At 59.9% G+C, this 20,362-nt stretch carries 19 protein-coding genes; 17 read left to right on the top strand and 2 right to left on the bottom strand.

Going from position 1 to position 20,362, the window contains the following annotated elements; all coding sequences use genetic code 11:
• Positions 1-74: 74 nt before the first annotated feature.
• The 12 genes from K675_RS0105055 to glmS all read left to right on the top strand — a co-directional run bounded on the left by K675_RS0105055 (position 75) and on the right by glmS (position 11,611).
• Positions 75-482, top strand: a complete 408-nt coding sequence (locus K675_RS0105055; protein ID WP_017902423.1) for a F0F1 ATP synthase subunit I — start codon at positions 75-77, stop codon at positions 480-482.
• 16 nt (positions 483-498) lie between these two features.
• Positions 499-1,368 (top strand): F0F1 ATP synthase subunit A, encoded by an 870-nt coding sequence (atpB, locus tag K675_RS0105050; RefSeq protein ID WP_017902422.1) that lies wholly within the window; start codon positions 499-501, stop codon positions 1,366-1,368.
• Positions 1,369-1,516: 148 nt separating this feature from the next.
• Positions 1,517-1,774, top strand: coding sequence for a F0F1 ATP synthase subunit C (atpE, locus tag K675_RS32055; RefSeq protein WP_002555987.1), 258 nt, complete (start codon positions 1,517-1,519; stop codon positions 1,772-1,774).
• 52 nt (positions 1,775-1,826) lie between these two features.
• Complete coding sequence (locus tag K675_RS0105040) at positions 1,827-2,297, top strand: F0F1 ATP synthase subunit B (RefSeq protein ID WP_017902420.1); 471 nt, start codon at positions 1,827-1,829, stop codon at positions 2,295-2,297.
• Between the two features lie 12 nt (positions 2,298-2,309).
• Complete coding sequence (locus K675_RS0105035; protein ID WP_017902419.1) at positions 2,310-2,846, top strand: F0F1 ATP synthase subunit delta; 537 nt, start codon at positions 2,310-2,312, stop codon at positions 2,844-2,846.
• A gap of 21 nt (positions 2,847-2,867) precedes the next feature.
• Positions 2,868-4,412, top strand: a complete 1,545-nt coding sequence (atpA, locus tag K675_RS0105030; RefSeq protein ID WP_017902418.1) for a F0F1 ATP synthase subunit alpha — start codon at positions 2,868-2,870, stop codon at positions 4,410-4,412.
• Between the two features lie 50 nt (positions 4,413-4,462).
• Positions 4,463-5,323 carry a F0F1 ATP synthase subunit gamma gene (gene atpG / locus K675_RS0105025; protein ID WP_017902417.1) on the top strand — a complete coding sequence of 287 codons (861 nt, stop codon included), beginning with the start codon at positions 4,463-4,465 and terminating at the stop codon, positions 5,321-5,323.
• Positions 5,324-5,350: 27 nt separating this feature from the next.
• Positions 5,351-6,727 carry a F0F1 ATP synthase subunit beta gene (gene atpD, locus K675_RS0105020; protein ID WP_017902416.1) on the top strand — a complete coding sequence of 459 codons (1,377 nt, stop codon included), beginning with the start codon at positions 5,351-5,353 and terminating at the stop codon, positions 6,725-6,727.
• A 45-nt stretch (positions 6,728-6,772) separates the two neighbouring features.
• Positions 6,773-7,198 (top strand): F0F1 ATP synthase subunit epsilon, encoded by a 426-nt coding sequence (locus K675_RS0105015; protein WP_010447599.1) that lies wholly within the window; start codon positions 6,773-6,775, stop codon positions 7,196-7,198.
• Positions 7,199-7,310: 112 nt separating this feature from the next.
• A complete protein-coding gene (glmU, locus tag K675_RS0105010) occupies positions 7,311-8,678 on the top strand; it encodes a bifunctional UDP-N-acetylglucosamine diphosphorylase/glucosamine-1-phosphate N-acetyltransferase GlmU (protein WP_017902414.1) in 1,368 nt (455 codons plus the stop codon).
• Positions 8,679-8,996: 318 nt separating this feature from the next.
• Entirely contained in the window at positions 8,997-9,764 is a 768-nt protein-coding gene (locus K675_RS0105005) for a DeoR/GlpR family DNA-binding transcription regulator (RefSeq protein WP_017902413.1), read from the top strand.
• Between the two features lie 11 nt (positions 9,765-9,775).
• Complete coding sequence (gene glmS / locus K675_RS0105000; RefSeq protein WP_017902412.1) at positions 9,776-11,611, top strand: glutamine--fructose-6-phosphate transaminase (isomerizing); 1,836 nt, start codon at positions 9,776-9,778, stop codon at positions 11,609-11,611.
• A gap of 266 nt (positions 11,612-11,877) precedes the next feature.
• Here glmS and K675_RS0104995 read toward each other — a convergent pair whose 3' ends face one another.
• Positions 11,878-12,669, bottom strand: coding sequence for a class I SAM-dependent methyltransferase (locus K675_RS0104995; RefSeq protein ID WP_026144942.1), 792 nt, complete (start codon positions 12,667-12,669; stop codon positions 11,878-11,880).
• Positions 12,670-13,295: 626 nt separating this feature from the next.
• On the opposite strand from K675_RS0104995, the gene K675_RS0104990 reads away from it, so the two are divergent.
• Positions 13,296-14,567, top strand: coding sequence for a carbohydrate porin (locus tag K675_RS0104990; protein ID WP_017902410.1), 1,272 nt, complete (start codon positions 13,296-13,298; stop codon positions 14,565-14,567).
• Between the two features lie 71 nt (positions 14,568-14,638).
• On the opposite strand, the gene K675_RS0104985 is transcribed toward K675_RS0104990, so the two are convergent.
• Entirely contained in the window at positions 14,639-15,052 is a 414-nt protein-coding gene (locus K675_RS0104985) for a hypothetical protein (RefSeq protein WP_026144941.1), read from the bottom strand.
• A 468-nt stretch (positions 15,053-15,520) separates the two neighbouring features.
• On the opposite strand from K675_RS0104985, the gene K675_RS0104980 reads away from it, so the two are divergent.
• The 4 genes from K675_RS0104980 (at position 15,521) to K675_RS0104965 (ending at position 20,244) form a co-directional block, all read left to right on the top strand.
• On the top strand, positions 15,521-16,336 hold the full coding sequence (locus K675_RS0104980) for an alpha/beta fold hydrolase (RefSeq protein WP_017902408.1): 816 nt from the start codon (positions 15,521-15,523) through the stop codon (positions 16,334-16,336).
• Positions 16,337-16,413: 77 nt separating this feature from the next.
• Positions 16,414-17,316: a LysR family transcriptional regulator gene (locus K675_RS0104975; protein WP_026144940.1), complete on the top strand. Its 903-nt coding sequence runs from the start codon at positions 16,414-16,416 to the stop codon at positions 17,314-17,316.
• Between the two features lie 230 nt (positions 17,317-17,546).
• Positions 17,547-18,176, top strand: a complete 630-nt coding sequence (locus K675_RS0104970) for a glutathione S-transferase family protein (protein WP_017902406.1) — start codon at positions 17,547-17,549, stop codon at positions 18,174-18,176.
• A gap of 22 nt (positions 18,177-18,198) precedes the next feature.
• On the top strand, positions 18,199-20,244 hold the full coding sequence (locus K675_RS0104965; protein ID WP_017902405.1) for a pyridoxamine 5'-phosphate oxidase family protein: 2,046 nt from the start codon (positions 18,199-18,201) through the stop codon (positions 20,242-20,244).
• Positions 20,245-20,362: the final 118 nt, after the last annotated feature.

Here is a 20,362-nt window from a genome sequence, read left to right as displayed (position 1 = left end):
CTGCGCGCATTTTGTCGGCACAATTTATGCCAAGTTATTGATTTCTGGCGGCCGACCCTTGAGGAGCGAAAGTGATGGAAAACCGCACGCCAAACAGGTTGCCGTTCCATCGCTTGGCGGTATTTCCGGTTCTATTGGCTCAGTTGGTCGTATTACTGGTGGCCGCGGCGGCGCTTTGGCAATGGCGGGGTGTCGTTGCCGGATACTCGGGACTCTGCGGAGGCCTGATAGCATTGCTCCCCAATGCGTATTTTGCTCACAGGGCCTTTCGGTTTTCCGGCGCCCGAGCAGCCCAGTCCATCGTCCGGTCCTTTTATGCCGGCGAGGCGGGCAAGTTGATTTTGACGGCAGTGCTGTTCGCACTGACGTTTGCAGGTGTGAAGCCACTGGCGCCGATCGCGGTATTCGGTGTCTTCGTGCTGACTCAATCGGTCAGCTGGTTTGCACCCCTGCTAATGAAAACAAGACTTTTGAGACCTTAGGGCGTTTGAGGCAAACATGTCAGCAGAATCCGCTTCGGGCTATATCCAGCACCACTTGCAGAACCTGACCTTCGGTCAGCTACCTAACGGCGGTTGGGGCTTTGCCCATTCCGCGGCAGAAGCCAAGGCCATGGGCTTCTGGGCATTCCACGTGGATACCCTGGGCTGGTCCGTGGCTCTGGGCCTGATCTTCATCCTGCTGTTCCGCATGGCGGCGAAAAAGGCGACCTCCGGTCAGCCGGGCGCCCTGCAGAACTTCGTTGAAGTGCTGGTCGAATTCGTCGACGGCAGCGTCAAGGACAGCTTCCACGGCCGCAGCCCGCTGATCGCGCCGCTGGCCCTGACCATTTTCGTCTGGGTGTTCCTGATGAACGCCATCGACCTGGTACCGGTGGACTGGATCCCGCAACTGGCCGCGCTGATCTCCGGCAACCACGAGATTCCGTTCCGCGCCGTATCGACCACCGACCCGAACGCCACGCTGGCCATGGCATTCTCGGTGTTCGCACTGATCATTTTCTACAGCATCAAGGTCAAGGGCATCGGCGGCTTCATCGGCGAACTGACCCTGCACCCGTTCGGTAGCAAGAACATCCTGGTCCAGGCGCTGCTGATCCCGGTCAACTTCCTGCTGGAATTCGTGACCCTGATCGCCAAGCCGATTTCCCTGGCACTGCGTCTGTTCGGCAACATGTACGCCGGTGAGCTGGTGTTCATCCTGATCGCCGTGATGTTCGGTACCGGCCTGCTCTGGCTGAGCGGCCTGGGCGTGGTTCTGCAGTGGGCGTGGGCGGTGTTCCACATCCTGATCATCACCCTGCAGGCGTTCATCTTCATGATGCTGACCATCGTCTACCTGTCGATGGCGCACGAAGAAAACCATTAAGACCGGCTTCGGCCAGTCTGATGTCTCTCCCGGTCAAACGGGAGAGGGCCCCAGGCGGGAAACCGCGGCAGGGCCCGCTGAAACGATTTGTTTTACCGCTTTAAATTAAAAAAACCTAAACCATACGACGTAAAAGTCGGGAGGAAAGATGGAAACTGTAGTTGGTCTAACCGCTATCGCTGTTGCACTGTTGATCGGCCTGGGCGCACTGGGTACCGCAATTGGTTTCGGCCTGCTGGGCGGCAAATTCCTGGAAGGCGCTGCTCGCCAGCCAGAAATGGTTCCAATGCTGCAAGTCAAAATGTTCATCGTGGCCGGTCTGCTCGACGCCGTAACCATGATCGGCGTTGGTATCGCTCTGTTCTTCACCTTCGCGAACCCCTTCGTTGGTCAACTCGCTGGCTAATCACTCGAATTTTCGAGTTGATTGATGGACAACGAACGAGCGAGGTGTTGGCGTGAACATTAATGCAACCCTGATTGGCCAGTCCGTTGCGTTCTTCATTTTTGTACTGTTTTGCATGAAGTTCGTGTGGCCTCCGGTCATCGCGGCTTTGCACGAACGTCAGAAGAAGATCGCGGATGGATTGGACGCTGCCACCCGTGCAGCTCGCGACCTGGAGTTGGCCCAAGAGAAAGCGGGCAACCAACTGCGCGAAGCGAAAGCACAGGCAGCCGAGATCATTGAGCAAGCCAAGAAACGCAGCAACCAGATCGTCGAAGAGGCTGTTGAAAAAGCCCGCGTCGAAGCTGAGCGCGTGAAGGCTTCGGCTCAGGCCGAGATCGAGCAGGAATTGAACAGCGTCAAAGACGCGCTGCGCGCCCAACTGGGGAGCCTGGCCGTCGGTGGTGCCGAGAAGATCCTGGGCGCCACAATCGATCAAAACGCGCACGCGGAGCTGGTTGACAAACTGGCTGCTGAAATTTAAGCGAGGGCGATCATGGCAGAACTGACCACGTTGGCCCGACCTTACGCTAAGGCGGCCTTCGAGCACGCTCAGGCCCACCAGCAACTGGCCAATTGGTCAGCCATGCTCGGCCTGGCAGCAGCGGTGTCGCAGGACGACACCATGCAGCGCGTGCTCAAGGCCCCGCGACTGACGAGCGCAAACAAGGCCGCCGCGTTTATCGACGTGTGCGGCGACAAGTTCGATGCCAAGGCACAGAATTTCATCCACGTCGTTGCCGAAAACGACCGTCTCCAGCTGTTGCCGGAGATCTCCGCCCTGTTCGACCTGTACAAGGCCGAGCGGGAGAAGTCGGTAGACGTGGAAGTCACCAGTGCTTTTGCATTGAACCAAGAACAGCAAGACAAACTCGCCAAGGTTCTCAGTGCACGACTCGACCGGGAAGTGCGCCTGCAAGTTGCGGAAGATGCATCCCTCATCGGGGGTGTTGTCATTCGCGCCGGCGACCTGGTTATCGATGGCTCAGTTCGCGGCAAACTCGCGAAACTGGCCGAAGCATTGAAATCTTGAGTTTGAAGGGGCAGCAGAGCAATGCAGCAACTCAATCCTTCCGAAATAAGTGAAATTATCAAGGGCCGCATCGAAAAGCTCGATGTGACCTCCCAAGCCCGTAACGAAGGCACCGTCGTCAGCGTGTCTGACGGTATCGTGCGGATTCACGGTCTGGCCGACGCTATGTACGGCGAAATGATCGAGTTCCCGGGCGGCGTCTATGGCATGGCCCTCAACCTGGAGCAGGACTCCGTGGGCGCCGTGGTACTGGGCGCGTACACGACTCTGGCTGAAGGCATGAGCGCCAAGTGCACCGGCCGCATCCTGGAGGTTCCGGTTGGCAAGGAACTGCTGGGTCGCGTGGTCGACGCACTGGGCAACCCTGTCGACGGCAAAGGTCCGCTGAACAACACCGAGACCGACGCGGTCGAGAAAGTTGCTCCAGGCGTGATCTGGCGTAAGTCGGTAGACCAGCCTGTACAGACTGGCTACAAGGCAGTCGATGCCATGATCCCGGTCGGCCGTGGCCAGCGTGAGCTGATCATCGGTGACCGTCAGATCGGCAAGACCGCCATGGCGATCGACGCCATCATCAACCAGAAGAACAGCGGTATCTTCTGCGTATACGTCGCCGTTGGTCAGAAGCAATCGACCATCGCCAACGTGGTTCGCAAGCTGGAAGAAAACGGCGCACTGGCCAACACCATCATCGTTGCCGCCAGCGCTTCCGAATCGGCTGCCCTGCAGTTCCTGGCTCCGTACTCCGGTTGCACCATGGGCGAATACTTCCGCGACCGCGGTGAAGACGCGCTGATCGTTTATGACGATCTGTCCAAGCAGGCTGTGGCCTACCGCCAGATCTCCCTGCTGCTGCGTCGTCCACCAGGACGTGAAGCGTACCCAGGTGACGTGTTCTATCTCCACTCTCGTCTGCTGGAGCGCGCATCCCGCGTTTCGGAAGAGTACGTCGAGAAGTTCACCAACGGCGCAGTGACCGGCAAAACCGGCTCCCTGACCGCTCTGCCGATCATCGAAACCCAGGCTGGCGACGTTTCCGCGTTCGTTCCGACCAACGTGATCTCCATCACCGACGGTCAGATCTTCCTGGAATCGGCCATGTTCAACTCGGGCATCCGCCCTGCAGTGAACGCCGGTGTTTCGGTATCCCGTGTAGGTGGTGCCGCTCAGACCAAGATCATCAAGAAGCTGTCCGGTGGTATCCGTACCGCCCTGGCCCAGTACCGTGAACTGGCGGCATTCGCCCAGTTCGCTTCTGACCTGGACGAAGCGACCCGCAAGCAACTTGAGCATGGTCAGCGCGTTACCGAGCTGATGAAGCAGAAGCAATACGCGCCAATGTCGATCGCCGACATGTCGCTGTCGCTGTATGCCGCTGAGCGTGGGTTCCTGACCGACGTTGAAATCGCCAAGATCGGCAGCTTCGAGCAAGCGCTGATTGCTTACTTCAACCGCGATCACGCCGATTTGATGGCCAAGATCAACGTGAAGGGTGACTTCAATGACGAAATCGACGCTGGCCTGAAGGCTGGTATCGAGAAGTTCAAGGCCACCCAAACCTGGTAAGCCGCAGCGGGAGCCGCAAGGCTCCCGCTTGCTAACCTGATAGGTGTTACATGGCAGGCGCAAAAGAGATTCGCAGTAAGATTGCGAGCATCAAAAGCACGCAAAAAATTACCAGCGCCATGGAAAAAGTGGCGGTCAGCAAAATGCGCAAGGCACAAATGCGCATGGCTGCTAGCCGTCCTTATGCGGAGCGTATCCGCCAGGTAATTGGGCATCTGGCCAACGCCAACCCGGAATACCGCCACCCGTTCATGATCGACCGCGACATCAAGCGCGTCGGTTACATCGTGGTGAGCAGTGACCGTGGTCTGTGCGGCGGCTTGAACACCAACCTGTTCAAGGCCCTGGTCAAGGACATGGCGGTAAACCGCGAAAACGGCGTCGAGATCGATCTGTGTGTCGTGGGTAGCAAGGGTGCGGCCTTTTTCCGCAACTTCGGCGGTAACGTCGTTGCAGCTATCAGCCACCTGGGTGAAGAGCCGTCGATCAACGACCTGATCGGCAGCGTGAAGGTGATGCTGGATGCCTACCTGGACGGCCGTATCGACCGCCTGTCCGTGGTATCCAACAAGTTCATCAACACCATGACCCAGCAGCCTACCGTGGAGCAGTTGATTCCACTGGTGGCAACCCCGGATCAGGATCTCAAGCACCACTGGGACTATCTGTACGAACCGGACGCCAAAGAGCTGCTTGACGGCCTGATGGTGCGCTACGTGGAGTCGCAGGTGTACCAGGCGGTGGTCGAGAACAATGCTGCTGAACAAGCGGCGCGGATGATCGCGATGAAGAACGCTACCGACAACGCCGGTGATCTGATCAGCGACTTGCAGCTGATCTACAACAAGGCGCGTCAGGCTGCGATCACCCAAGAGATCTCGGAAATCGTCGGCGGCGCTGCCGCGGTTTAACGGTTCAAATATTCAGAGGATCCAGCTATGAGTAGCGGACGTATCGTTCAAATCATCGGCGCCGTCATCGACGTGGAATTTCCACGCGACAGCGTACCGAGCATCTACGACGCCTTGAAGGTTCAAGGCGCCGAAACCACTCTGGAAGTTCAGCAGCAGCTGGGCGACGGCGTGGTACGTACCATTGCGATGGGTTCCACCGAAGGTCTCAAGCGTGGCCTGGACGTGAACAACACTGGCGCAGCCATCTCCGTACCGGTCGGTAAAGCGACCCTGGGCCGGATCATGGACGTGCTGGGCAACCCGATCGACGAAGCCGGTCCGATCGGCGAAGAAGAGCGCTGGGGTATCCACCGCGCCGCTCCTTCCTTCGCGGAACAGGCTGGTGGCAACGAACTGCTGGAAACCGGCATCAAGGTTATCGACCTGGTTTGCCCGTTCGCCAAGGGTGGTAAGGTTGGTCTGTTCGGTGGTGCCGGTGTCGGCAAGACCGTAAACATGATGGAACTGATCCGTAACATCGCCATCGAGCACAGCGGTTACTCCGTGTTCGCCGGTGTGGGTGAGCGTACTCGTGAGGGTAACGACTTCTACCACGAGATGAAGGACTCCAACGTTCTGGACAAAGTGGCACTGGTCTACGGCCAGATGAACGAGCCACCAGGGAACCGCCTGCGCGTAGCCCTGACCGGCCTGACCATGGCCGAGAAGTTCCGTGACGAAGGTAACGACGTTCTGCTGTTCGTCGACAACATCTACCGTTACACCCTGGCCGGTACCGAAGTATCCGCACTGCTGGGCCGTATGCCTTCGGCAGTAGGTTATCAGCCGACCCTGGCTGAAGAGATGGGCGTGCTGCAAGAGCGCATCACTTCGACCAAGCAAGGTTCGATCACCTCGATCCAGGCCGTATACGTACCTGCGGACGACCTGACCGACCCGTCGCCGGCGACCACCTTCGCCCACTTGGACGCCACCGTCGTACTGTCCCGTGACATCGCTTCCCTGGGTATCTACCCAGCGGTAGACCCACTGGATTCGACTTCGCGCCAGCTGGACCCGAACGTGATCGGCAACGAGCACTACGAAACCGCTCGCGGCGTTCAGTACGTTCTGCAGCGCTACAAGGAACTGAAGGACATCATCGCGATCCTGGGTATGGACGAGCTGTCGGAATCCGACAAGCAGTTGGTATCCCGCGCTCGTAAGATCCAGCGTTTCCTGTCGCAGCCGTTCTTCGTGGCTGAAGTCTTCACCGGTGCCTCGGGTAAATACGTTTCCCTGAAAGACACCATTGCTGGCTTCAAAGGCATCCTCAACGGTGACTACGACCACCTGCCAGAACAAGCGTTCTACATGGTTGGCGGCATCGAAGAAGCGATCGAGAAAGCCAAGAAACTGTAATCCCGGCGCCCGGCAACGGGCGCTAATTTAGGTTGAGGCAATCAGATGGCTATGACAGTCCATTGCGATATCGTCAGTGCGGAAGGGGAAATTTTCTCCGGACTGGTCGAGATGGTGATTGCACACGGTGCACTGGGTGACCTGGGTATTGCCCTGGGCCACGCGCCGTTGATCACCAATCTCAAGCCGGGTCCGATCCGCTTGATCAAGCAGGGCGGGGAAGCCGAGGTGTTCTACATCTCCGGTGGTTTCCTCGAGGTTCAGCCGAACATGGTCAAGGTTCTTGCCGACACCGTGCAACGTGCTGCCGACCTGGACGAAGCCTCCGCTCAGGAAGCCGTCAAGGCTGCCGAGAAGGCCCTGAACGAAAAAGGCGCGGACTTCGACTACGGTTCCGCTGCTGCACGTCTGGCCGAGGCCGCAGCCCAGCTGCGTACCGTCCAGCAGATCCGCAAGAAGTTCGGCGGCTAAGCCACCGCTTGTTGCGCGATTGATTGAAAAGGGTAGCCTCGGCTACCCTTTTTCTTTTCCGGTATTCATCACCTGGTCACACCCGCTGACCACCCAGGATTGGTAGCCAGTCATGTCTCTCGAAATCGTTATTCTCGCTGCCGGCCAAGGCACCCGCATGCGTTCGGCATTGCCGAAGGTTCTTCACCCCGTCGCCGGCAACTCGATGCTCGGACATGTTATCCACAGCGCCCGCCAATTGAATCCACAGCGCATTCACGTGGTGATCGGTCACGGTGCGGACCAGGTGCGTGAACGACTGGCCGCCGATGACCTGAACTTCGTCCTGCAGGACAAGCAACTGGGTACTGGCCATGCCGTGGCCCAGGCCGTTCCTTTCATTAGCGCCGATACGGTGCTGGTGCTCTATGGCGACGTGCCTCTGATCGAAGTGGATACCCTGCAGCGCCTGCTGCGGCACGCCACGCCCGAGCAGGTCGCTCTGCTGACCGTCGAACTGGCCGACCCGACCGGCTATGGCCGCATCGTGCGCAATGCCGAGGGCAAGGCCTGTGCGATCGTCGAGCAGAAGGACGCCAACGAAGCGCAACGCGCCATCACCGAAGGCAACACCGGCATCCTCGCGCTTCCGGCCCAGCGCCTGGGCGACTGGATGAGCCGCCTGTCGAACAACAACGCCCAGGGCGAGTACTACCTGACCGACGTGATCGCCATGGCGGTCGCCGACGGCCTGGTGGTGGAAACCGAGCAGCCCCACGATGCGATGGAAGTGCAGGGCGCCAACGACCGCCGGCAACTGGCCGAGCTGGAGCGCCACTACCAGAAGCGTGCGGCCCTGCGCCTGATGGCCCAGGGCGTGACCCTGCGCGACCCGGCGCGTTTCGACGTGCGCGGCGAGGTCACCGTGGGTCGCGACGTGCTGATCGACATCAACGTGATCCTCGAAGGTCGTGTGGTGATCGAGGATGACGTGGTGATCGGCCCGAACTGCGTGATCAAGGACAGCACCCTGCGCAAGGGCGTGGTTCTCAAGGCCAACACCCACCTTGATGGCGCGATCATGGGCGAGGGCAGTGATGCCGGTCCGTTCGCCCGCCTGCGGCCGGGCAGTGTGCTGGGCGAGCGTGCCCATGTGGGTAACTTCGTCGAGTTGAAGAACGCGGTGCTGGGCAACGACACCAAGGCCGGCCACCTGGCCTATCTGGGCGATGCCGAGATCGGCGAGCGGACCAACATCGGTGCCGGTACCATCACCTGCAACTACGACGGTGCCAACAAGCACAGGACCGTGTTGGGCGACGACGTGTTCATCGGTACCAACAACTCCCTGGTCGCTCCTGTGGATATCTCCAACGGCGCCACCACGGCGGCGGGTTCGACCATCACTCAGAATGTCGAGGCAGGCCAACTGGGTGTGGCCCGCGCGCGCCAGCGCAATATCGATGGTTGGAAACGGCCGGTGAAGCTCAAGAAGAGCTGAATTATCCACAGGTGCTTTCGCGTGCTGTGGAAATAGAGGGCCACCCTGTGTGGCCCTCTGTGCTTGTGGGTAAACCACTTATCCTGACTTGTGCTGTGGGAGCCGGCTTGCTGGCGAACCGCCGCAGGCGGCCTTGTGGTGCCCTTGAAATCCCTATCGCCAGCAAGCCGGCTCCCACAGGGTATGGTTGGGGAGGTGCCTGGCTGCAGCAGTGGAAAGTTACCCACAGACACTTCATTGACAACCTTTCACTTGACGACATTTTGATTTCAGGTTTTGATTGCGAACATTATCTTTCGAATCGAAACATACCAACCCATGTCGAAACGTAATACACCACAACGCCGCCACAGCATTCTCGCCCTGCTCAGTGAACAGGGCGAAGTGAGCGTGGATGAACTGGCCAGGCGCTTCGAAACTTCCGAGGTTACGGTTCGCAAGGACCTGGCCGCGCTCGAAAGCAATGGCCTGCTGCTGCGTCGTTATGGCGGCGCCATCAGCATGCCCCAGGAACTGGTCAGTGATGCCGTTCACTCGGTGTCCAAGTACAAGCAGGCCATTGCCCGGGCGGCTGTCGGACGTCTGCGTGAGCACGCGCGGATCATCATCGACAGTGGCAGCACCACCGCCTCGATGATTCCGGAGCTGGGTTTTCAGCCCGGCCTGGTGGTGATGACCAACTCCCTGCATGTCGCCCGTGCCTTGAGCGAACTGGAACACGAGCCCGTGCTGCTGATGACCGGCGGCACCTGGGACCCGCATTCCGAATCGTTTCAGGGTCAGGTCGCCGAGCAGGTGCTGCGTTCCTATGATTTCGACCAGTTGTTCATCGGTGCCGACGGCATCGACCTGGAGCGGGGCACCACCACTTTCAACGAATTGCTCGGCTTGAGCCGAGTGATGGCCGAAGTGTCCCGTGAAGTGGTGGTCATGGTCGAGTCCGACAAGATCGGTCGGCGCATTCCCAACCTGGAGCTGCCGTGGAGCAGCATCCACACCCTTATTACCGATGAACGCTTGCCTCAGGAGGCACGCGAACAGATTCAGGCCCGCGGCATTCATTTGATTTGCGCGGCCGTCAGCTAGGAGAGAAAAGCATGTGCGGAATTGTCGGTGCAGTTGCTGAACGTAATATCACGGCCATCCTGGTCGAGGGGCTGAAGCGTCTGGAATACCGTGGCTACGACAGCGCCGGTGTCGCCGTCTTCACCCATAACGGTACGCTGGAGCGCACTCGCCGGACCGGCAAGGTCAGCGAACTGGATCAGGCCCTGGCCGGCCAGCCACTGGCCGGTCGCCTGGGCATCGCCCACACCCGCTGGGCCACCCACGGTGCGCCATGCGAGCGTAACGCCCACCCGCATTTCTCCGGCTCGGATATCGCCGTGGTGCACAACGGTATCATCGAGAACCACGAAGTCTTGCGCGAGCAGCTCAAGGGCCTGGGCTACGTCTTCACCTCCGACACCGATACCGAAGTGATCGCCCACCTGCTGAGCCACAAGCTCAAGGACCTGGGTGACCTGACCAAGGCCCTCAAGGCCACGGTCAAGGAACTGCACGGTGCCTACGGCCTGGCCGTGATCAATGCGCAGCAGCCTGACCGCCTGCTGGCCGCCCGTAGCGGCAGCCCGTTGGTCATCGGCCTCGGCCTGGGTGAAAATTTCCTCGCCTCCGACCAACTGGCCCTGCGCCAGGTGACCGACCGTTTCATGTACCTGGAGGAGGGCGACATTGCCGAGATCCGTCGTGACAGCGTGCAGATCTGGGACATCAACGGCCAGGCCGTCGAGCGAGAAGCCGTGCAGTACCGCGATGGCGCCGAAGCCGCCGACAAGGGCGAGTACCGTCACTTCATGCTCAAGGAAATCCACGAGCAGCCTTCCGTGGTGCAGCGCACCCTGGAAGGTCGCCTGAGCCAGAACCAGGTGCTGGTCCAGGCCTTCGGTCCACAGGCCGCCGAGCTGTTCGCCAAGGTGCGCAACGTGCAGATCGTCGCCTGCGGCACCAGCTACCACGCCGGCATGGTCGCGCGTTACTGGCTCGAAGGCCTGGCGGGCATTCCGTGCCAGGTCGAAGTCGCCAGCGAATTCCGCTACCGCAAGGTGGTGGTGCAGCCGGACACCCTGTTCGTCTCCGTCTCCCAGTCCGGCGAAACCGCCGACACCCTGGCTGCCCTGCGCAATGCGAAAGAACTGGGTTTCCTCGGCAGCCTGGCGATCTGCAACGTCAGCATCAGCTCGCTGGTGCGTGAGTCGGACCTGACCCTGCTGACCCAGGCCGGTCGCGAAATTGGCGTGGCCTCGACCAAGGCCTTCACCACCCAACTGGTCGGCCTGCTGCTGCTGACCCTGGCGCTGGGCCAGGTCCGTGGCACCCTGGCTGAAGGTGTCGAAGCCGAGTTGGTGGAAGAACTGCGCCGCCTGCCAACCCGCCTGGGCGAAACCCTGGCGATGGACGCCAAGGTCGAGAAGATCGCCGAGCTGTTCGCCGACAAGAACCACACCCTGTTCCTCGGGCGTGGCGCGCAATATCCGGTGGCGATGGAAGGTTCGCTCAAGCTCAAGGAAATCTCCTATATCCACGCCGAAGCCTACCCGGCCGGCGAGCTCAAGCACGGTCCACTGGCGCTGGTCGACAACGACATGCCGATCGTCACCGTGGCACCGAACAACGAGCTGCTGGAGAAGCTCAAGTCCAACCTGCAGGAAGTTCGTGCCCGTGGTGGTGAACTGATCGTCTTCGCCGATGAACAGGCCGGGATGAGCAATGGCGAAGGCACCCACGTCATCACTTTGCCACACATCCACGACATCCTGGCGCCGATCCTCTACACCATCCCGCTGCAACTGCTGTCGTACTACGTGGCCGTGCTCAAGGGCACTGACGTGGACCAGCCGCGCAACTTGGCGAAGTCGGTGACGGTGGAGTAAGGCAGGCTGTCTGCTGGCGACAGTGATCGATCGTAAACACTAAGGTCTGTTTCTGAGTATCAAGCCGGTCTCGCTTGGAGTCCCTGAGGGCTCCATGCGAGGATGGTCCATCGAATTCATCGCTGAGCTACTTGGCTGATCTGATACATACAGCTTCAATCGTCTACTGCACGAAGCAAGTCAATCGGAGTTTGCTGAGGCGATAAAAATAAGCGTTTGATCGCCCCTCTGGATCTTGTTGCTCGCACAAAAAATTGAGCATAGGCTCAATAGTGATAGCGATGGATTGCTTCTTTAAGACTGAACTCCGTTTTCGGCGGCGTGTCCACTAGACGAGCGACAATGAATAGCTTGTCGACATCATCGATTCCATGTCGCAGGTAGCAGTGGACCATTCGATAACGCTCTATAGCGAAATAGGAATTCATGATTTTAAACTTTTCGTCCATATCACCATCATCCCCAACGTTGCCGACGCCAGGCCCGAAAACATTGTGGCTTTCAAACAGCAGGTAACCACCTGGCTTTAAAAAAGACGCCAGGCGCTTCATATAGTTTTCAAAACCCATATTGAAGTTGCCATCAATGGTATGATGATTGGAGAATGACAGCACTACATCAAATTTCTTATCGGTATCAAAGAGTTCAAAGTCACTCTCAATAAGCTCTATATTGTCGCGCTTAAGGTAACGCGCCGTGTCCTTCGCTACTTTATTGAGGAATGGATTGAGTTCAACCGCTGTTACGGACTTTGCCAGTCGCGAACAATACACCGAGACAAAACCGCAGTTACTGCCGACCTCCAGTACCTCGGCACCTTTCAACTCTTCATCTACAGCATATTGCTTGAAACGAAAACCCGTAGGCTTGAGCCCTGTAATTCCCAGCTCTTCCAAGCCTTGATAGAAATAGCCTTGGCTGTATTGTTGCTTCTTTGGCCAGTTTTTCTGCTGTTCCTTCAGGTGCCCACGCAAACGCTTCTGGATGAAAAGTGTACCTTTTAATAAGCCTTTCCAAAAATCAAAAAATGAAAGTCTTAAGCGGTATGGAATTTCCATTGATTACCCCGAGATAAAGAAATCTGAACGTCTGACTCCTGGCATATTATCGGCTGCAGGTAGCTTCACATTAGGTTTTGTACGGAAAATAGCCAGGGAGCCATCGAGCGGTGCACGGTGATCCAGCGTTGCCGCAACGAGCACCCAGTACGATTGATGTGTCGTTTCCGAAGGGCTCTTCTGTCACCCGCTTGAGGTCTGCTCGCACGCGACGGGGTCTGCGTGCTGATTGTCGTCGTGTTGCCGCTCTTCCTACCTTCATGGGCTGCCACGCCGATCCTCGACATCTGATCTGTTGGGTCGCCAGGTCCTGCCTCGATTGCGCAGAGATACATCGATTTCTTCCTGTTTCCCTGCGCACCGGAACTGTTATCCAGACGGCGATAAGACTTTGGTCGGAAAACGGGCTTTCTCAACATGGCCGGAATGAAATTTTTCGGCTGTTTCCTGGCAAATTCGACGTTTTATCCACTTTTTTACGCGTACCTCTCTTGGACAGAGGGGGCTTTAAAAATGTACGAACCTGTTAATTCAATTTACAGGCGCATAAACTGCGCCGCCTCGCTCCTGCCAGTGGCTGGCAGGGCAGCCCTATCCCTGCTCCAAATCCAATCCGAGATGCCGCAATGCCCCTCCCAATTAGACATGCCCCGACTGCCCTGCTGCTGGCGCTGGCCAGCAGCGCTGCAATAGCAGAGGGTGATCCGCTGTACAGCGGCGCCCTGACCGGTGACTGGGGTGGCCTGCGCCATCAACTCGAGGAAGAGGGCGTCAGGTTCACCGGTGACTACAGCGGCGAAACCGCCTACAACGCCAACGGTGGCTTGCACCGCTCAGTGCGCTATTCGCAGAACATCAAGCTCGGCGTGCAGTTCGACCTGTCGAAACTGTACGGTTGGGAAAACGGCGGCAGGGTCCAACTGACCATCAATGACCGCCGTGGCAACAGCGCTTCGCAAGACCTGGTCGGCAACCGCCTGCCGATCCAGGAAAACTATGGTGGCCTGTACACCCGCCTCACCGAACTCAGTTACGAGCGCACCCTGTTCACCCCGGCGCTCAACGTCAAGCTCGGCTACATGGCCATGGGCAACGACCTCGGTGGTCTGGACAGCGGCATCCTGTGCAACTTCATGAACGCCGGTTTCTGCGGCCACCCGCTGAACATGTCCGGCGGCAGCGGCTGGACCAACTACCCCAACGCCCACCTGGGCGCACGCCTGAAGTACGACCTTTCGCGCTCCTGGCAATTGCGCGTGGCGGCGTTCAACGTCGACCCCGAGAGCAACGGTAACTCCAGCCGCGCCTGGCACCTGGGGCCCAAGCACACGACCGGTACCGTGCTGCCGGTGGAGTTGGTGTACAGGCCCCAGAGCGAACTGCCGGGCGAGTACAAGCTCGGTTATTACCACGACAGTTCCGACGTGAAACGCATCGGCAGCAGCAAGGAAGTGTCCAGTCGCAGCGGCCATTACCTGCTGGCCGAGCAGGCGGTGTGGAACGATGCCGGCTCGCCGGGTCGCAGCCTGCATGTCTTCGGTCAGTACTCGGCCTCGAGCGAGGCGGCCTCGCCGTTCACCCGCTGGTATGGTGTCGGCGTGGTGCTGTACAAGCCGTTCGAAGGTCGTTCGCGCGACAGCGTGGCCCTGGGTTATGGCCGTGCGGTGCCCAACCCGCGTAGTCGCGATCTGTTGGAGGACGCGGCATTCAATGCCGGCCAGCCGTTTCCCAACATCGACAATGCCGAGCGCCTGATCGAGCTGAGCTACGGCTACCAGGCCGCTCCATGGCTGATGCTGCGACCGGACGTGCAGTACATCATCGAGCCGGGCGCCTTCTCCGGGAAGGATATCGACAATGCGCTGGTATTCGGCCTGCAGGTCAAGGCCACGTTCTGATGCGTTGAACTGTCGGGCAGGCATTCATTGCCTGCTCGTCACGTTCATGCCACGGTCGTATCCGGTGAACGCTAGTGAGCCACGGTCCACTGGCCACAACCATGGTAGTCCCGGTCACCGACCTTGAGCAGCACGGTCGTCTCGAACTTCCTGCCGCTCATGTCGTCGGTGCAGGTGCTTCTGTCGATCAGTACCTGGACTTCGGTCCCATCCGCCGCATTGCCGAAGAAACCGTCCGGGGTCGATTCCGACCTGGTCACTTCGGTTTTCTGCTGGCCGTAGTTCATTTCCACGTGCAGCGGCGGCGTCTCTCCCATACCCACTTCCACGATCCAGCCCGGCTCGTTGCCGGTTGCCCGGAAACCGCCCTTGAGGGCGTTGGGATCGGGGATCTCTGCGGAAATCCCACCGCTCGAAGAGGCCGATTGTTCACACCCGGCGAGCGACAACAACACCGCCGCGCAGAGAAGTCCTGAGTAGTTCATGTAGGAAGTTTCGGTGCTTGAAAGCCACGAGGTTAGCTCAGTCGATCGGTTCCGGCCGAAAACGAAGGTTTCAAAGTGTTAATGGTTGCCTGTCGACTTATCCATGGCTCGTCGGTCTACCTACGGGTTCTGATGGCGCCGCTATTCCAGATAAAGTCGCAATACTTGAAATTTCCCCTGCGTCCTGCGTTCAAGAGTAAAAAGACCAGATGACAGTAGAAGGAAGAAACCTGCCCTGCGGGATCTGCCCATGCGGCTTGAATGAGTGTGCTTGAAGCGTCCTGATATCCACAAGCTATCCGTTTTCACTGGCTATGGATTATCAACATTGATGCAGAATCTTTCATTACAAAACCCTGGCTATTGGTCGGTGAACTCCTATGGCCAATACTGTCCGATCTCTGCAAGATTCAATTACCGCATGCCGCACAGGCATCTGCCGTCTTATCCACACCCAAGGGGGATTCCATGCCAGTTGTGACTATCGATGGTCAGCCGCTCCACTACCTGGACCAGGGGGAGGGCGAGGTGGTCGTCCTGGGTTCCAGCTATCTGTGGGACAGCGCCATGTGGGCGCCGCAGATTGCCGTATTGTCCCAGCGCTATCGCGTGATCGTGCCGGAGTTGTGGGGCCACGGTCAGTCGGGACCCTTGCCGGCCAATACCCAGGGCCTGGATGACCTGGCCACCCAGGTGCTGGCCTTGCTCGACCGGCTGGATATTCAGCGCTTCAGCCTGGTGGGCCTGTCGGTTGGTGGCATGTGGGGCGCGCGCCTGGCACTGGCTGCGCCGCAACGCATTCGTGGGCTGGTGCTGATGGACACCTATGCCGGTGCCGAACCGGAAGCCACCCGCCAGTACTACTTCTCGATGCTGAAGATGATCGAGGACGCCGGCAGCATTCCGCCGCCGCTGCTCGATGCCATCGTGCCGATCTTCTTCAGGGCCGGTATCGACCCCGAGACGCCGTTCTACCAGACCTTCCGCAGTTCCCTGACGGCCTACTCCCGTGGGCGACTGCTCGACAGCATCGTGCCCCTTGGGCGGCTGATCTTCGGCCGGGACGATCGCCTTGCGGCATTGGCGGCGCTGAATGCCGAGACCACCCTGGTGATGTGTGGCGAGCAGGACAAGCCGCGGCCACCGAGCGAAGCCCGCGAGATGGCCGAACTCATTGGCTGCCCATACATCGGCATTCCCGAGGCGGGGCATATCTCCAGCATCGAGAATCCGCAGAGCGTGAATAAGGCGCTGTTGGCGTTCCTGGAAAAACTCCCCGGGTAATCGCGCCGGGTTTTCGATACGCTGAAAAGGGCCGCCGTTGCGGCTCTTTTCTTTGCCGGTATGGGCCAGGGGGCGTGGTGGACAGATTCCAGGAAATGCAGGTGTTTCTGGCGGTGGCCCAGGAGCAGGGGTTCTCGGCGGCCGCACGGCGCCTGAACCTGTCGGCGCCCAGCGTCACCCGGGCGGTGGCGGCCCTGGAACAACGCATTGGCGCGCAACTGCTGGTTCGCACCACGCGCAACGTGCACCTGACCGAGCCGGGCCAGCGCTATTTCGAAGACTGTCGACGGATTCTTGCCGAGCTGGAAGAGGCCGAAGCCTGCGCCGCCGACAGTCATGCCCAACCCAGTGGCGAGTTGACCATGACCGCGCCGGTGCTGTTTGGCGAGCTTTACGTCACACCCGTGATGGTGCGTTACCTGGAACAGTATCCGGCCGTGACCATCAATGCCCTGCTGATCGACCGGGTGGTGCGAATGGTCGAGGACGGTATTGACGTGGCAGTGCGCATTGGCGAATTGGCGGACAGCGGCCATCACGCGGTGCGGGTAGGGCAGGTGCGCCGGGTGGTCTGTGCCTCTCCCGGGTACCTGGCGGAGCACGGCCGGCCCGGGCATCCGGATGAACTGCGCCAGGCGCGGATCATCATGACCTCGAGTGCTTCCCAGGTTCGTAGCTGGCAGTTCGTCGACGGTGACCAGTCGCTCAACGTGCGGCTGGAGCCGCGCATGGCGATGACCGCGAACCAGGCGGCAATACGGGCGGCCTGCCTCGGGGCGGGATTGACCCGGGTGCTGTCCTATCAGGTAGCGGACAAGCTGGCCTCGGGTGAACTGGAGGTGGTGCTCGAGGATTTCGAGCTGCCGCCGTTGCCGATTCATGTGGTGTATCAGGGCGGGCGCAAGGCGCCGATGCGGGTGCGTAGTTTCGTCGATTTCGTGGTGGCGGCCTTGCGGGAGAATCTGGCCTTGAAGGTCTGAGGTTCCCGCAGTGCTGAACGGAAGGGGCAGAGGCTTATTCGCGGCTTGCCTGCGAATGGGCCGTCAGCTTCGCCCCCGTCGAAAGGATTCACACGAATCACTCGAGCGTTATTTCATCCAATGAAATAACGGATTGCCATTTCTGGTGATTCTGTTGTTTTCGCCAGAGGCGGAAGATGACTCCACCACGCGATCCATCCCGGATCGCATCTATGTCTCTGGAGTCTCCCATGTCTCAGCCTGCCATCAAGCTCTACAACTTCCCGCGTTCCGGTCATGCCCATCGCGTCGAGTTGATGTTGTCCCTGCTCGGCCTGCCGGTGGAGCTGATTCATGTCGACCTGCCCAGCGGCGCCCACAAGAAGCCCGAGTACCTGGCGTTGAACCCCTTTGGTCAGGTGCCGGTGATCGATGACCAGGGCGTGGTCCTCGCCGACTCCAACGCGATCCTGGTGTACCTGGCACAGAGGTATGGCAATGGCCGCTGGCTGCCGGGCGATCCGGTCGGTGCTGCCCAGGTGCAGCGTTGGCTGTCGGTGGCAGCGGGACCGATTGCCTTCGGTCCGGCACGGGCGAGGCTGATCACGGTGTTTGGCGCGAACTTCGATGCCGACGAGGCGATCAGCCGTTCCCACGCGCTGTTCAAGGTGGTCGAGCAGGAACTGAGCCATTCGCCTTACCTGGTCGGCAACCAACCGACCATCGCCGATGTTGCCGGCTACAGCTATATCGCCCATGCACCGGAGGGCAACGTCTCGCTGGCGGACTACCCTAACGTCAGGGCCTGGTTGGCACGTATCGAAGCCTTGCCGGGCTTCGTGCCGATGCCACGCACTGTCGTCGGCTTGCAGACAGCCTGAGTCAGGCACGGGAGAGATCGCGATGAATCAGTCCGGTGCTTCACCCTGGCATGCAGGCGAACGGCAGATGCAGGAGCGGGTCGGTGTTGCCGAACGGATGGCTGAACTGGGCACCCGGGTGGTCCGCGACTACATGCCGGACCAGCATCGCGATTTCTTTAGGCAACTGCCGTTCATGCTGTTCGGGGCCGTCGACGAGGAAGGAAGGCCCTGGGCAAGTCTGTTCGAAGGCGAGCCAGGCTTCGCCTTTTCTCCCGACCCCAAGTGCCTGCGGATCGACAGTTTTCCCCAGCCCGAGGACCCGGCCCACGACGCCGTGCGGGCCGGGGCAGCCCTGGGCCTGCTGGGCATCGAACTGCACACGCGGCGGCGCAACCGGCTCAATGGGCGCATCCGCGGCCGGGGGGAGCAGGGCCTGGATGTCGTCGTGGAACACAGCTTCGGCAATTGCCCGCAGTACATTCAATTGCGCCAGTTCGAGCGGGTGGCGCCGGTCGACCCGACGCAACGGATCGTCCAGAGCGGTACTACCCTGGACACGCTGGCTACGGCGATGATCCGCGCAGCCGACACCTTCTTCGTCGCCAGCTATGTCGATGTCGACGGTGCCCGCTCGGTGGACGTTTCCCATCGCGGTGGCCAGAGCGGCTTCGTTCAGGTGGAGGGCGATTGCCTGACCATCCCTGACTTTGCCGGCAACCTGTTCTTCAACACACTGGGCAATTTGCTGGTCAACCCGCGAGCCGGCTTGTTGTTCATCGACTTCAACAGCGGCGACCTGCTGCAACTGAGTGGGCGTACCGAGATCATTCTCGACGGCCCCCTGGTGAAAGCCTTTCAGGGGGCGGAGCGTTTATGGAAGTTCCACGTGGAACATTTCGTTCGTCGCCCAGCCGGTTCGACCCTGCGTTGGAAGTTCGAGGGCTTTTCCCCCAATAGCCTGATGACCGGCAATTGGCAGCAGGCTGCCGCCCGCCTGCAGGCCGAGGCCTTGGGTAATAGCTGGCGGCCGCTGCGGATCGAGCGGATCGTCGAGGAAAGCCGGAATATCCGCTCGTTGTACCTGCAGCCGACCGATGGAGCAGGGAGCCCGCTGTTCCAGGCCGGGCAGCATCTGCCCTTGCGGTTCAGCGTCGACGGGCACACCCATATCCGTACCTACAGCCTGTCGGGTGCGCCGTCCGATCCGTTTCTGCGGGTCAGCGTGAAACGCGATGGGCTGGTGTCGTCACATGTCCATGATCGCCTGCAGGTGGGGGATCTGCTTGAGGCCCGCGCGCCGCAAGGGCACTTCACCGTGGCACCGAGTGCGCCACGTCCGCTGGTATTGCTGGCGGCGGGGGTTGGCATCACGCCGTTGCTGTCGATGCTGCGGGAGGTGGTGTACCAGGGCAAACGCACGCGCCGGATGCGTCCGAGCGTACTGTTCCTCAGTGCCCGTTCACTGGCGGAGTTGCCCTTCACCGCGGAGCTGGATGAGTTGCTGGCGCGTGCCGGAGAAACGGTACGGGTGGTGCGTCTGCTCAGCCAGCCCGAGGTGCAGGCGAGGCCGGGGGCGGATTACGATCTGCCCGGCCGACTGAATGTCGAGGTCATGCAGCAGGTGCTGCTGATCGATGATTACGACGCGGTGGATTTCGTGCTTTGCGGGCCGGGCGGTTTTACCCAGGGTTTGTACGATCAACTGCGTGACCTGGATATTCGTGATGAGCAGATCCATGCCGAAACCTTCGGGCCCTCGACCCTGCGTCGGCGGTTGGATCCTGGCGCCAGGCAGATCGAGCAACCGCCAGCGGCGACCGTTGCGGTGCCGGTGTTGTTCCACGCCTCGGCGAAGGAAGCCCGTTGGCAACCGAAGGGCGCGAGCCTGCTGGAGTTGGCGGAGAGTCGTGGATTGCGTCCGGAGTTCAGTTGCCGGGGTGGCTCATGCGGCACCTGCAGTACGCGGTTGATCAGTGGTCAGGTGCATTATCCGCAACCCCCTTCGGAGATTCCGGGAGAAGGGCAGGTACTGATCTGTTGTGCGGTGCCGGCCCAGGGGGAGGAGCCGCTGGTGCTGGATCTCTGAACCATAAGGTTCTTCAGATCGTTCCCATGCGGAGCACCAGATCGTTCCCACGCTCCGCGTGGGAATGCCTCTCAGGACGCTCGGCGTCCGCTCTTGTGACGCAGAGCGTCACGGGCTG

The sequence above is a fragment of the Pseudomonas fuscovaginae SE-1 genome (assembly GCF_000364705.1).
Lineage (GTDB): Bacteria > Pseudomonadota > Gammaproteobacteria > Pseudomonadales > Pseudomonadaceae > Aquipseudomonas > Aquipseudomonas fuscovaginae_A.
This window is presented reverse-complemented; position numbering and strand designations above follow the sequence as displayed.